General features: G+C 69.3%; 10 protein-coding genes. 9 read left to right on the top strand and 1 reads right to left on the bottom strand.

Annotation, left to right across the window (positions count from 1 at the left end):
* Positions 1 to 91: 91 nt before the first annotated feature.
* From ACYVF3_RS29695 to ACYVF3_RS29675, 5 genes are all read left to right on the top strand, one after another.
* Positions 92 to 1957 carry a helix-turn-helix domain-containing protein gene (locus ACYVF3_RS29695; RefSeq protein ID WP_461157587.1) on the top strand — a complete coding sequence of 622 codons (1866 nt, stop codon included), beginning with the start codon at positions 92 to 94 and terminating at the stop codon, positions 1955 to 1957.
* Between the two features lie 88 nt (positions 1958 to 2045).
* A complete protein-coding gene (locus tag ACYVF3_RS29690) occupies positions 2046 to 3311 on the top strand; it encodes a hydroxymethylglutaryl-CoA reductase, degradative (RefSeq protein WP_461157586.1) in 1266 nt (421 codons plus the stop codon).
* Positions 3308 to 4255 (top strand): hydroxymethylglutaryl-CoA lyase, encoded by a 948-nt coding sequence (locus ACYVF3_RS29685; RefSeq protein ID WP_461157585.1) that lies wholly within the window; start codon positions 3308 to 3310, stop codon positions 4253 to 4255. Before ACYVF3_RS29690 ends, ACYVF3_RS29685 begins: the two co-directional genes overlap by 4 nt.
* Before the next feature lie 18 nt (positions 4256 to 4273).
* On the top strand, positions 4274 to 4696 hold the full coding sequence (locus tag ACYVF3_RS29680; protein WP_461157584.1) for a hypothetical protein: 423 nt from the start codon (positions 4274 to 4276) through the stop codon (positions 4694 to 4696).
* Positions 4693 to 6066 carry a tripartite tricarboxylate transporter permease gene (locus tag ACYVF3_RS29675; protein WP_461157583.1) on the top strand — a complete coding sequence of 458 codons (1374 nt, stop codon included), beginning with the start codon at positions 4693 to 4695 and terminating at the stop codon, positions 6064 to 6066. Before ACYVF3_RS29680 ends, ACYVF3_RS29675 begins: the two co-directional genes overlap by 4 nt.
* Positions 6067 to 6435: 369 nt before the next feature.
* Here the strand turns inward: ACYVF3_RS29675 and ACYVF3_RS29670 are convergent, their stop codons facing one another.
* Positions 6436 to 7224: an IclR family transcriptional regulator gene (locus ACYVF3_RS29670; protein WP_461157582.1), complete on the bottom strand. Its 789-nt coding sequence runs from the start codon at positions 7222 to 7224 to the stop codon at positions 6436 to 6438.
* A gap of 142 nt (positions 7225 to 7366) precedes the next feature.
* On the opposite strand from ACYVF3_RS29670, the gene ACYVF3_RS29665 reads away from it, so the two are divergent.
* From ACYVF3_RS29665 to ACYVF3_RS29650, 4 genes are all read left to right on the top strand, one after another.
* Positions 7367 to 7903, top strand: coding sequence for a thioesterase family protein (locus tag ACYVF3_RS29665; protein WP_461157581.1), 537 nt, complete (start codon positions 7367 to 7369; stop codon positions 7901 to 7903).
* A gap of 93 nt (positions 7904 to 7996) precedes the next feature.
* Positions 7997 to 9157, top strand: coding sequence for an acyl-CoA dehydrogenase family protein (locus ACYVF3_RS29660; RefSeq protein ID WP_461157580.1), 1161 nt, complete (start codon positions 7997 to 7999; stop codon positions 9155 to 9157).
* Positions 9158 to 9230: 73 nt separating this feature from the next.
* Positions 9231 to 11333 carry an acetate--CoA ligase family protein gene (locus tag ACYVF3_RS29655; RefSeq protein WP_461157579.1) on the top strand — a complete coding sequence of 701 codons (2103 nt, stop codon included), beginning with the start codon at positions 9231 to 9233 and terminating at the stop codon, positions 11331 to 11333.
* Between the two features lie 94 nt (positions 11334 to 11427).
* On the top strand, positions 11428 to 12213 hold the full coding sequence (locus tag ACYVF3_RS29650) for a carnitinyl-CoA dehydratase (RefSeq protein ID WP_461157578.1): 786 nt from the start codon (positions 11428 to 11430) through the stop codon (positions 12211 to 12213).
* The last annotated feature ends 183 nt before the right edge of the window (positions 12214 to 12396 follow it).

The following is a 12396-nucleotide window of genomic DNA, read 5'->3' as shown; positions in this document are numbered from 1 at the left end:
GCTCGGTTCAGTGCTCACCCCTCGGCGGCTGGCCGGGCTAACCTCTCGGCATGCGATTCGGCTTCGGTCTCGGCTGGCCCCGGGTGATGGTGTGAGCACCGACCTGCGGGCGTTGACCGAGATGATCATCGCCGACCACCCCGTCAGCGAGGGCGAGCTCCGGCATGCGGCACGGGGCCTGGATGCGGAGACCACCAGCGTGCTGGTGGACGCCCGGGCTCGGCTGGATCGCCTCCGGGCGAGGGACCGGGAGCTGTCGGTGTTGATGTCGAGCTTGCGGGAGCTCGCCGAGGTGCGCGACCTGCAGCCGCTGCTGCAGAAGCTCGTGGACCGCGCTCACGAGTTGATGGGCACCGATCTCACCTACCTCTCGGAGTACGACGAGGCGACCGACGAGCTGTTCGTCCGGGCGAACAGGGGCGCGTTGTCGGCCAACATGCGGGAGCTGCGGGTACCGGCCGGGGTCGGCCTGGCCAGCCAGGTGGTGCGGACGCGGGCGCCGCAGTGGACCGCGTCGTACGACGTCGGCTCCTTCCCGCACGACAGCGAGGTGACGGCCGCGGTCCGAGCCGAGCAGATGCGATCGATCCTCGGGGTGCCGCTGATCGCCTCCGAGCGGGTGCTGGGGGTGCTGTTCGCTGCGGATCGCTCCACGCACGGGTTCAGCACCGAGCAGATCGCGCTGCTCACAGCGTTCGCCAACCAGGGCGCGGTGATCCTGCAAACCGCACGGCTGCTGGCGGCCGAGCGCGAAGCCGCTGCCCGGGCGGAAGCGGCCAGCGCCGAGGCCGAGCGCCGGGCCGCGGCGATGGAGGCCTCGGCCAGCCTGCACGAACAGTTGACGCGCCTGGTGCTCGCCGGCGAGGGGTCGGAGGCGATCGCGCGCGTGCTGGCCAACGCGTTGGAGCGACCGGTGGCGATCGCCGACAGGGACCTGGCACCTCTGGCCACCAGCGACGACGAGGCCGCCGCGTGGTGGACCGCTGGTCGGCTCTCGCCCGGGGTGTTGGAGGCCGTGGAGACCAGCCGGGGCACCGCCCGTTGGGTCGACGTCGGTGACGGCGGCGTTCTGGGATTGGTCGCGGCCATGGCCGGTCGCACCCTGCTCGGCGTGCTGCTCGTCGGGGGTCCGCCGCTCGACGAGGTGCAGCGGCGGACCATCGAACGCGGCACCCAGAGCCACGCTCTGGTCACCATGCAGCGCGACGCCGTCGCCGATGCCGAGGAACGGGTCCGCGGCGAACTCGTCGCCGACCTGGTCTCGGGCCGAGACGACCGGGCCTCGCTGCGGCGACGTGCCCAGCAGCGCGGAGTCGATCTGGCCGGGCGCTGGACACCCGTGCTCGCGGTCGGTTGGGAACAGCAGCGGTGGAGCCTTTCCCGGGCTCTGGCCGGGCTGGACCAGCGCTGGTTGGTCGCCCAGCACGACGCCGGTGTCATCGCCCTGGTGCCCGGGGAGCTGGATCCGCACGACCTGGCGGGACGCGTGCACGGCAGGCTCGCCGACGCCGGGGACCGGGGCCTCGTGGTCGTCGGTGGAACCCATCCCGTGGAGCAGGTCCCCGGCGAGGTCATCGACGTCACCGCGCTGTCCAGGATGCTGCCCGGTGTCGGGGTGACCGATGCGGGTGTCGCGGCGCGCGATTACGCCCCGTACCTCGCTCTTTTCGGCGCCAACGGGCACCGCGCGAGCGCCTTCGCCCGAGGGCTGCTCGCGCCGCTGCTCGAGTGGGAGGCCGATCATCGGAGCGACCTGATCGCGACCCTGGACGCCTACTTGGCGCAGAACACGAGCATCACCCGTTCCGCGGAAGTGCTCTGCGTCCACGCCAACACGGTCAAGCAGCGGCTGGAGCGGATCACCGAGCTGCTCGGTCCGGAGTGGCGACGACCCGAGCAGCAGTTCCGGCTCGGCATCGCAGTGCAGCTGCATCGGATGTCCGAAACCGACATGTGACCGGCGCGATCCTGGCCGGTTCGGACATGTGCGTCCGGTCACCACTGGTGTTCCCTTGGTTCGTCACACGTTCAAGGAGGAACTACTCGTGGTCAGCAGAATTCCGGATTTCCGCAACCTGAGCATCAGCGAGCGGCGCAAGATCGTCGTCGAAACGGCGGGGATCGACATCGCCGAACTCGCGGCCTTCGACGCGGACGGCTTCGACGCCGAGGCCGCGAGTCACCTGAGCGAGAACGTGCTCGGCACGTTCTCGCTGCCCATCGGCGTGGCCACCAACTTCACCGTGAACGGCGAGGACGTGCTCGTGCCCATGGTCACCGAGGAGGCCTCCGTCATCGCGGCCGCCAGCAACGGCGCCCGGTTCGCCCGCGCGCTCGGGGGTTTCCACACCTCCAGCACCGGTTCGCTCATGCAGGCCCAGATCCAGCTCGTCGACCTCGTCGATCCGAACGCCGCTCGGCTGCGCATGCTCGAAGCCCGCACTGAGCTGATGGAGCTCGCCGCCGCCCAGGACCCCAAGCTCGCCGAGGTGGGCGGCGGAGTGCGCGACCTCGTGGTGCGCACGGTCACCTTCGACGACGAGACCTACGTCGTCGCCCACCTCGTCGTCGACGTCCGCGACGCGATGGGCGCCAACGCGGTCAACACCATGGCCGAGGCGGTCGCCGACCGGGTCGCCGAGGTCACCGGCGGGCGGGTCGTCCTCCGCATCCTCACCAACAAGGCCGACATGCGGCTCGCCCGGGCGCGGGCCGTCCTCGACGCCGAGGCGCTCGGTGGCCCGCTGGTCGTCGACGACATGGTGCACGCCTACAAGCTCGCCGCCGGTGATCCCTACCGCGCCGCGACCCACAACAAGGGCATCATGAACGGCATCTCCGCGGTCGTGCTGGCCACCGGCAACGACACCCGCGCCGTCGAGGCCGGCGCCCACTCCCACGCGGTCGGAGCCGAGGGCCGCTACACCTCGCTGTCGACCTTCGAGAAGAACGCCGCCGGCGACCTCGTCGCCACGCTGGAACTGCCGATGCCCGTCGGACTCGTCGGCGGTGCCACCAAGACCCACCCCGGCGCCCGCGCCGCCGTCGCTCTCACCGGGGTGTCCTCGGCGACCGAACTCGCTGAGCTGATCACCGCCGTCGGGCTCGCCCAGAACATCGCCGCGCTGCGGGTGCTCGCCAGCGAGGGCGTCCAGCGCGGCCACATGTCGCTGCACGCCAAGAACATCGCCATCGCGGCCGGTGCGGGACCCGATGAGATCGCTTCCGTGGCGGCCCAGTTGATCGCGAAGAAGAACTTCGGCCACGATCAGGCCGAGGCCGCGCTCGCCGAACTGCGGAGCGGACGATGACCTCGCCGCTCGCGCTGGGACTGCCGACCACTGTCGCCGATCCCGCTCTCCCCTCCCGGGTGCGGATCTACGAGGTCGGTCCGAGAGATGGGTTGCAGGCCGAGAAGGCGATCGTACCCGTGGAGGTGAAGGCCGAGCTGGTGCGGATGCTCGTGGGTGCCGGGCTGACGAGCGTCGAGCTCACCAGCTTCGTCTCGCCGAAGAGGATCCCCCAGCTCGCCGACGCCCGAGAACTGGTGGAACGCATGCACTTCGACTCCAGTGTTCGGCACCCGGTTCTGGTGCCCAACGCCCGCGGCCTCCACGACGCGCTGGCCGCCGGAGTCCGGGAAATCGCGGTCTTCGCGAGCGTCACCGAGTCGTTCTCCCGGGCCAACATGGGCGGTTCGCGGGCCGAGGTCGCCACCGCGCAAGCGGCGGTGACCCGTGAAGCCCTCGCGGCCGGAGTCGGTGTGCGCGGCTACCTCTCGATGGTCTTCGGCGATCCGTGGGAAGGGCCGGTCCCGGTCACCGCGGTGGTGTCGGCCGCGGTCGCGCTGATGGAGACCGGCGTGTCGTCGATCTCGCTCGGCGACACCATCGGGGTGGCCACACCCGGCCACGTGCGGTCGGTCATCCGGGCGCTCGTCGCCGCCGGCGTCGAGGTGGAGCGAATTGCGCTGCACGCTCACGACACCTACGGGCAGGCGCTGGCCAACGTGTACGCGGCGTTGCTGGAAGGCGTCACCGAGTTCGACGCGTCGGTCGGTGGGGTCGGGGGCTGCCCGTTCGCGCTCAGCGCCACGGGAAACCTGGCCACCGAAGATCTCGTCTGGATGCTCACCGGGCTGGGCGTGGAGACCGGTGTCGACCTGGAATCGCTGATCGCGACCAGCACGTGGCTGGCCGGGCACCTCGGCAAGCCCGCCGCCTCGCGAGTCGCCACCGCGCTCAGCCACTACTGATCGAACGGAGAAACACTGATGTCCCGACTCATCGAGGTCTGGGGTGACACCGTCGACACCAGGCACATGGGCATGTCCATCGCGCTGGGTGCGGGGATCGCCGCCCCGACCTTCCTGCTCGCCAGGGCCTACTTCACGGCGACCGTGGCCGACACGACTCTCGCCGAGTCCTACGCACTGCTGCTCGGCCTCGTGGCCTGCCTCGTCGCTGCCGTGATCGCAGCCCGGTTGTTCAAACCGAAGCGGATCGTCCGGGAGAACTCGACGATCACCGAGAGCAGGCGCGAAGCGCTGGAGGTCATCGCCGCCGACGGAGGCGAGTGGACCGACCCCGCCGAGCTCTCCGCCGAGGTGCAGGAGGAGCTGCGCCTGCTCGGGCTCTACGACGTGCTCGCCGAAGCCCACGAGGACGCGAAGCGGAGACAGGAGGTCCACCCATGATGGAAGCGTTCCTGTGGGCCCTGAGCATGGGTTTGGTCGGTGCGATCGTCTTCGCGGCGATCGGCCTGGTGTCGGGCACGGACGAAACCGCCGTGGTGGCACCGCTGACGCTGTTGGTGGTGCTGCTCGGGGTCCCGCCGGCCGGCGTGTTCAGCTTCTTCCTGGCGGCAGTGGTCGCCAAGCACATCACCCACGCCATCCCCACGACGCTGCTCGGCATTCCCGGCGACACGATGACCGTGCCGCTGCTGGGCGATGCGCAGCAACTCCGCGAGCTGGGGGTGCCGCACGTCGCGCTGCGCAAGGCCATCTCGGGCGGTGTGATCGCCGCGTTCATCGCGGTGCCGATGGCGGTGCTGTTCGCCTGGATCCTCTCCCCGATCGCCGACGAGATCGGCGATCTCGCGCCCTGGATCTTCGCCGGTGCCGCGATCCTCATCGCGCTCACCTCGAAGGGGCGCTGGGCGGCAGTGGGGGCGCTGTTCCCGTTCGTGCTGCTGATCGTCGGGATCAACCAGTTCGCGACCACCCAGCTCGGCCACTCGCTGAGCATCAGCTTCTTCCTCGGCATCGCGACCGGTCCACTGGTGGCGGACCTGTTCCTGGCGCTCTCCCCCGCCGGCCGCAAAACGCTGCACCGGGACGGGCCGACCGAGTTCGCCCTGGCACCGGACGTGCGGACGTGGAGCGGCCGGATGCCGAACCCGTTGAAGGTCCTCGACCGCAAGCAAACGGCCTACACCTCCGGGGCCGCGGTCGTCTCCAGCGCGACCTTCGTCTTCTCGCCGGTGGCGATGACGGTGCTCATGGGCGAGGTGGTCGGTGCCCGGATCAAGAACGGCTACCACATGCTCACCTCGAAGATGGCGGTGCGGAACGGAACCACGGAGTCGACCTACATCGCCGAGACGTTGATCCCGCTCATCGCGCTCGGCCTGCCGCTGTCCCCCATGGCGGCGGGCCCGGCGGCCCCGTTGTTCAACGCACCGCCGGTCTACACCGTCGACACCGGGACCGGGCAGACCCACAACCTGCACAACCTGCTCGAGACCTGGGAGTTCCTGGTCTTCGGCCTGCTGGCGGTGACGATCGCCTGCCTCATCGCCTACCCGTTCGCGATGACCAACGCCCACCGCGCGGCCTCGTGGGTGCTCAAGAACGTCTCGCACGAGGCGATCATCGGCGCCTTCGCAGGCCTGATCCTGGTGATCTGCCTGTACGAGGGCGGCCTGCTCGCCGTGCTGGTGACGCTGACGGTCGGCCTGCTCGGAGGCCTCATGAACCGCATGTTCGGCGTGCACTCGGGCGTCCAGTTCATGGGCTACTACGCAGCCGTCCTGACCGTCCCCGCGATCATCGCCCTCGGTTGATCCCGACGGTCGGCGGACGACAGTCCACGCGGACTGTCGTCCGCACAGCGCGGCTGTCCGACGAACCAGCTTCGGGCGGTCGGATGAACCCACCGCTGGGTGACGGGGAATCGCGATCTGGATCTGCGGCGGTGTCGGTTCTTCACCGGGTCCGACGTCGCCGCTGGTCCGGCCCAGGCGGTGGAAGGCCTCGCGGCCCGCTCGAAACGCGCCTGACTCGATCTCGTGGATGATCCGGGTCAGTTCGGCGTTGTGCGGTGCATCCGGCTGATCTTCCGGGCCCTTTGCGGGCACTGACGGCCTTGAGGATGTCGGTGTTGCCGTAACCCGGGTGTTGATGTCCAAAGCGGTTCAGGTGAAACCCGATGCTCACGCCATCGCGGCGGCGACCTCTGCAGCTGCTTCGCGTGCTAGAGCGCCCAGTTCAGCGAAGCGGGTCTCCGGCACGCGATCCCGGGGGCCCCAGATGCTGACGATGGCGAAGGGGCGGCGGTCGGCGCCCAGCACCGGTGCTGCGACGCCGTACACCTGCGATTCCAGCTCGCCGACGCTGACGCTGTAGCCCTGCTCCCGGATTTCGTCGAGTTCGGCGCGCAGCGCGTCCTGATCGGTGCGGGTGGTCGCGGTGTACTCCGGAAGCGGGGAGGCCAGCATCGCTTCGACATCGTCCTCCGGCAGCCAGGCGAGGAAGGCCTTGCCGGCCGACGTCGCGTGGATCGGGACCTGCCGTCCGAGCCAACGAGCGCTGAGCACCACGGGCGGCACCACTTCGTCGACGTAGGTCAGACCGAGTCGCTGCACGACTGCGAGATTCGCCGTCTCGCTGGTCTGCCTGCTGAGCCGCTCCAGCACATCGTGAGCGCGGCGCACCAGGACGTCCACCCCCGCGGTGGCTGCCATCCGGCTGATCGCGAAGCCCACCGCGTACCGGTTGGTCACCGGGTCGCGCTCGATCAGCCCGTGGTGCTCCAGGGTGGCGAGCAGTCGCCACGCGGTCGCCCGGTTAAGACCGCAGTCCGCAGCGAGCTCGGCGGCCGGCCTCCCCCCGGGAGAACTCGCCGACACCGCGTTGAGCAGCGCCACCGCGCGGTCGACCGACTGCACGCGGCCAGCCGAGGACTTGTGTTCGTCCTGGTTGTGGGCCGCTTCCACACTCATGCCCCCACCCTAGGGGATTGATTTCGCGGCGCTGCGCGTGGCGCCGTCCGCTCGGCCAGATCGGCCCCCGTGTCTTGACGCCTCAGCATCTCGCCTCCTATCGTCGCATATTCCGAACCCTCAACGCACATTGTGAGACGATATGGAGCGAGTGGTCACCCCTTACGAAGGCAGCGGGCACCGCCCCTGGGACGACGCAGCGGAGATCCCGGCACCACTGCAGCTGCACCGCACGCCGGTCAACTCGCGTTGGGTCGACTACAACGGCCACATGAGCGAGTCCTGCTACCTGCTGGTGTTCGGCGACAACTCGGACGCGTTCTTCCGCTACCTCGGCATCGACGAGCAGTACCGGGAGGGAGGAAGGCACTCCCTGTACACAGTCGAGACCCACATCCACAACAGACGCGAAGCAGCCGAAGGCGAACTGCTGGTGCTCAACCTGCAGGTGCTCGACCACGACGCCAAGCGCGTGCACCTCTTCCACGAGATGCGCCACGGACAGACCGACGCGCTGCTGGCCACGGCCGAGCAGCTGCTGGTGCACGTCGACATCGACCGCGGCAAGTCCAGCGAACTGCCGCACCACCTGCAACAACGACTGGCCGCGATCCACCGGTCGCACACCGCTCTTCCAATCCCGGAGGTCGTCGGCCGGCCCATGGGCATCCGGCACTGACCGACGTGCTCTTCACAGCCGCGCGCGCTGCCCGAGCATCGGAGCGCAAGCGCCACTGCGCGGATCTGAGAACGGACTTTCAAGGAGAACACCGTGGATTTCGCCCTGACAGACGAGCAGCGGATGATCGTCGAGACAGTACGCAAGTTCGTCGCCACCGAGTTGGAACCGCACGAAGACACGGTCGAGCACCTGGACGAAGTCCCACCTGATATCGCCGACCGCATCCGGCGAAGGGCCCTCGAAGCAGGTCTCTACGCCGCCAACATGCCCGCCGAACTGGGTGGCGGCGGCTTGGACGCCACCGGAATCACGCTGGTGGAAAGGGAACTCGGCCGCACCGGCTACGCGCTGCAGATGCTCGTCGCCCGGCCGAGCAACATCCTCCAAGCCTGCGAAGGCGAACAGCGTGAGCGCTACCTGATGCCCGCGATCCGCGGCGAGCGCCACGACTGCCTGGCCATGACCGAACCCGGCGCGGGCTCGGACGTGCGGTCCATGACCACCCGCGCCGTGCGTGACGGCGGCGACTACGTGCTCAACGGGACCAAGCACTTCATCAGCCACGCTGACGCCGCCGACTTCGTCGTGCTGTTCGCCGCCACCGGCATCGAGCAGACCTCGCGCGGTCCGAAGAACCTCATCACAGCGTTCCTGGTGGACCTCGAAACCCCCGGGTTGACCGTTCGCCGCGGGTCGGCGTGCGTCTCTCACCGCGGCTACCACCAGTGCGAACTCGTCTTCGACGAATGCCGGATCCCAGCCGGGCAGCGGCTCGGCGAAGACGGCGAGGGATTCGATCTGATGGGTCAGTGGCTTGGGGCAAGCCGGCTGAGCGTTGCGGCCACCAGCGTCGGCCGCGGGCAGCGCGTGCTGGAAATGGCCACCCGGTGGGCGGCGGAACGGCAGCAGTTCGGCCAACCCATCGGCAAGTTCCAAGGCGTCGGGTTCCAGCTGGCCGACATGGCCACCGAGCTGGACGCGGCGGAACTGCTCACCCTGCGTGCCGCCGCCAAGCTGGACACCGGTGACATGACTGACCAGGAAGCGGCGATGGCCAAGCTGTTCGCCTCCGAGACGCTGGGGCGGATCACCGACCGAGCGTTGCAGGTCTTCGGCGGCATGGGACTGATGGCGGAGCTGCCCGTCGAACGGTTCTGGCGCGATGCGCGTGTGGAGCGAATCTGGGACGGCACGAGCGAAATTCAGCGCCACATCATCTCCCGCTCCCTGCTCCGCCCGCTGGGCGCATGAGCCCCCGAGTTCATGAACCGCAGTTCCAGTTCGACCACCATTCGCGAGCACCGGAGACCCCCGAGGGTGTGTCATGAGCGTTGATCCCATGCCCGTTCCCACATCGCGACGAGAGAACCTGCGCCGGATGCTGGCACCCCGGCACATCGCCGTGTTCGGGGGCGAGGCCGCGTCCGAAGCGATCAGGCAATGTCGGCGAATCGGTTTCGACGGACCCATCTGGCCGGTGCATCCGACCCGGAGCACCGTCGAGGGCTTGCCGTGCTACCGCAGTGCAGCTGAACTCCCCGACGCGCCCGATGCAGCCTTCGTCGCGGTACCGAGAGAGGCGACGGTCGAGGTCGTCGCCGACCTCGCGGCACGCGGCACCGGCGGAGTGGTGTGCCACGCCGCCGGTTTCGCCGAGCACGGCACCGACGGCGCGGCCCTCCAGCGGTCCCTGGTGGACGCTGCGGCCGACATGGCGCTGGTCGGCCCCAACTGCATCGGCACCCTCAACTACCTCGACGGAGCCGCGCTGTGGCCGGACCAGCACGGCGGCCACCAAGTTGGGCGCGGAGTCGCCGTCATCACCCAGAGCGGAAACATCGGCCAGAACCTCACCATGCAACGCCGCTCGCTACCCCTCGCGCAATTGATCACCCTCGGCAACGGTGCGGTGACCGGCGTCGCCGACCTCATCGAGGCCATGCTCGCCGATCCCCGCATCACCGCCATCGGTCTGCACCTCGAAGGCATCGACGACGTCGCAGGTCTGTCCCGGGCCGGACTCCAGGCGCTGCGCGCGGGAGTCCCGGTGGTGGTGCTGAAATCGGGCACCTCCGAACTCGGAGCACGCGCCAACCTCAGCCACACCAGTTCGCTCGCAGGATCCGACGTCCTCTGCGACGCGTTGTTTCGGCGCCTGGGCATGGCTCGCGTGCACCAGGTCGAAACATTCGTGGAGACGCTGAAGTTCCTGCACACGCACGGTGCGCTGCCCGGCAACCGCATCACGTCCGCCAGCTGTTCCGGGGGCGAAGCAGCGCTGGTGGCCGACCTGGCGGAGCGGTGCGGGCTGGAACTGCCACCGCTCCCGGCCACCACCGGGACGAACCTGCGGGCACTGCTCGGCGATCGGGTCGCCGTGGCCAACCCTCTCGATTATCACACCTACATCTGGGGCGATCGCCCTGCGCAGACCGCGTGCTTCACCGAACTGCTCGCCACCGGCCTCGACTGCCACCTGCTGTTGGTCGATTTTCCCCGCGACGACCGCTGCGTCGACGGGCCCTGGACGACCACCACGGACGCATTGCTAGCAGCGCACCGCGCGGTGGGCGGTACGGCCTGCGTGGTCAGCTCCTTGCCCGAGGGAATCCCGGAGTTGACCCGAGAACGACTCCTCAACTCGGGCATCGCGCCTATGCAGGGCATCAGCGACGGCCTCGCAGCGATCGCTGCCGCCGCGCAGATCGGTGCGGCGCAGCGGAAAGCGGAGTCACCGCCCCCGTTGGCGACCCCCGCAGCAGGTACCGGTGAGCACCACCAGCTTGACGAGCAAGCAGGCAAGCGCGAGCTGCGAGCCGCCGGACTCACCGTCCCCGAGGGCGTGCTGACCGCAGCCCACGAGGCACCGGACGCGGCCACCGGTCTCGGGTTTCCCGTGGTGGTCAAGGCAGTTTCAGCCGACTTGGCGCACAAGAGCGAAGCCGGCGGCGTGCGCGTGGGCCTGACCAGCCGCGAACAAGTGCGAGAGGCCGTGGCCGAGATGGCCGCGCTGACCGATGCATTCCTGGTCGAGCACATGGTCCAGGACGCGGTCGCCGAACTGCTGGTGGGCGTGCACCGCGACCCGCAATTCGGCCTCGCTCTGACCATCGGTGCGGGCGGCGTCCTCGTGGAACTGGTGCGGGACTCGGCGACCCTGCTGCTGCCCGCGACGCGTGACCACATCGAGGAGGCTCTGCGCGAACTGCGGATCTGGCCGCTGCTGGCAGGTTTCCGGGGGCCTGGCGCCGACGTGTCCGCCGTGCTGGATGCGGTCGGCGCCGTCGTCGAATACGCGTGCAGCGACGACCGCCTCGTGGAACTGGAGGTGAACCCGCTGCTGGCGCTTCCGAACGCGGCCGTGGCGGTGGACGTCCTGGTCCGGAAGGCGTGCGCTGCTGAAAGCGCGCGTTGTGCACCGACGTGATCTCGCCGCGGCAGCAGCGCACCGATCAGTTCGGGCGCTACTGCCGCGGCGAGGTGCGCATCGTCCACGTAACGACGACGGAGACGAGAACCCGATGACTGAACAAGTGCGGACCGACATCGACGGCGGCGTCCTGACCGTGACGTTGGACCGTCCCAAGGCCAACGCGATCGACGTGGCCACCAGCCAGGCGCTGCACGCGGCGTTCGACCGCCTGCGGCGCGAGGACTCACTGCGGGTCGCAGTGCTGACCGGGGCGGGAGACAGGTTCTTCTCCGCCGGCTGGGACCTCAAGGCCGCAGCCGAAGGCGAGGGTATCGACGCCGACCACGGTCCCACCGGATTCGCCGGGCTCACCGAGTTCTTCACCCTCGACAAGCCGGTGATCGCGGCGGTCAACGGGCTGGCACTCGGCGGCGGGTTCGAGCTCGTCCTCGCGGCCGATCTCATCGTCGCGGCCGAGAACGCGGAGTTCGCTCTCCCCGAGGTCAACCTGGGCATGGTCGCCGACTCCGGTGGCGTGCTCCGGTTGCCGAAGCGTCTGCCACCGGCGATCGCGTCTGAGCTGCTGCTCACCGGCCGCCGCATGACGGCCTGCGAAGCGCAACGATGGGGCCTGGTCAACCGGGTGGTCCCGCCCGCGGAGCTCGTGACCGAGGCGACCGAACTGGCCCAGCAGATCTGCGCGGCCGCACCACTGGCGACCGCCGCCGTCAAGGAGATCACGCGCAGCACCGGGACGCTGGACGTCGAATCCGGCTACCGCCTGCTGCGCAGCGGCGACCTGCCGAACTACCGAGCCGTGCTCACCTCGGCGGACGCCGAAGAGGGCCCCCGCGCCTTCGCCGAAAAGCGCCCGCCCCGATGGACGGGCTCATGACATCGACACCTGCAACCCACTACGACCGGGGAGAACGCGGGCGGGGCATGCGGTTGCCAGCGCACACCCCGCCCGCAGTTCTCAATAACTGACACGGGCAGAACACTTCAACCAGGCGCCAGCGTCAGAGCCTGTTCCTGAACTTGATCTTGGGTGGTGGGTGGGTGCGGGCATGAGAAGGGA

This window comes from Saccharopolyspora tripterygii (assembly GCF_054778355.1).
This window is presented reverse-complemented; position numbering and strand designations above follow the sequence as displayed.

Bases quoted from the DNA above. Each gene is read 5' to 3' on its own strand.
- ACYVF3_RS29685 (WP_461157585.1), top strand. From the start codon at position 3,308: ATGACCTCGCCGCTCGCGCTGGGACTGCCGACCACTGTCGCCGATCCC.
- ACYVF3_RS29680 (WP_461157584.1), top strand. From the start codon at position 4,274: ATGTCCCGACTCATCGAGGTCTGGGGTGACACCGTCGACACCAGGCAC.
- ACYVF3_RS29675 (WP_461157583.1), top strand. From the start codon at position 4,693: ATGATGGAAGCGTTCCTGTGGGCCCTGAGCATGGGTTTGGTCGGTGCG.
- ACYVF3_RS29670 (WP_461157582.1), bottom strand. From the start codon at position 7,224: ATGAGTGTGGAAGCGGCCCACAACCAGGACGAACACAAGTCCTCGGCT.
- ACYVF3_RS29665 (WP_461157581.1), top strand. From the start codon at position 7,367: ATGGAGCGAGTGGTCACCCCTTACGAAGGCAGCGGGCACCGCCCCTGG.
- ACYVF3_RS29655 (WP_461157579.1), top strand. From the start codon at position 9,231: ATGAGCGTTGATCCCATGCCCGTTCCCACATCGCGACGAGAGAACCTG.
- ACYVF3_RS29650 (WP_461157578.1), top strand. From the start codon at position 11,428: ATGACTGAACAAGTGCGGACCGACATCGACGGCGGCGTCCTGACCGTG.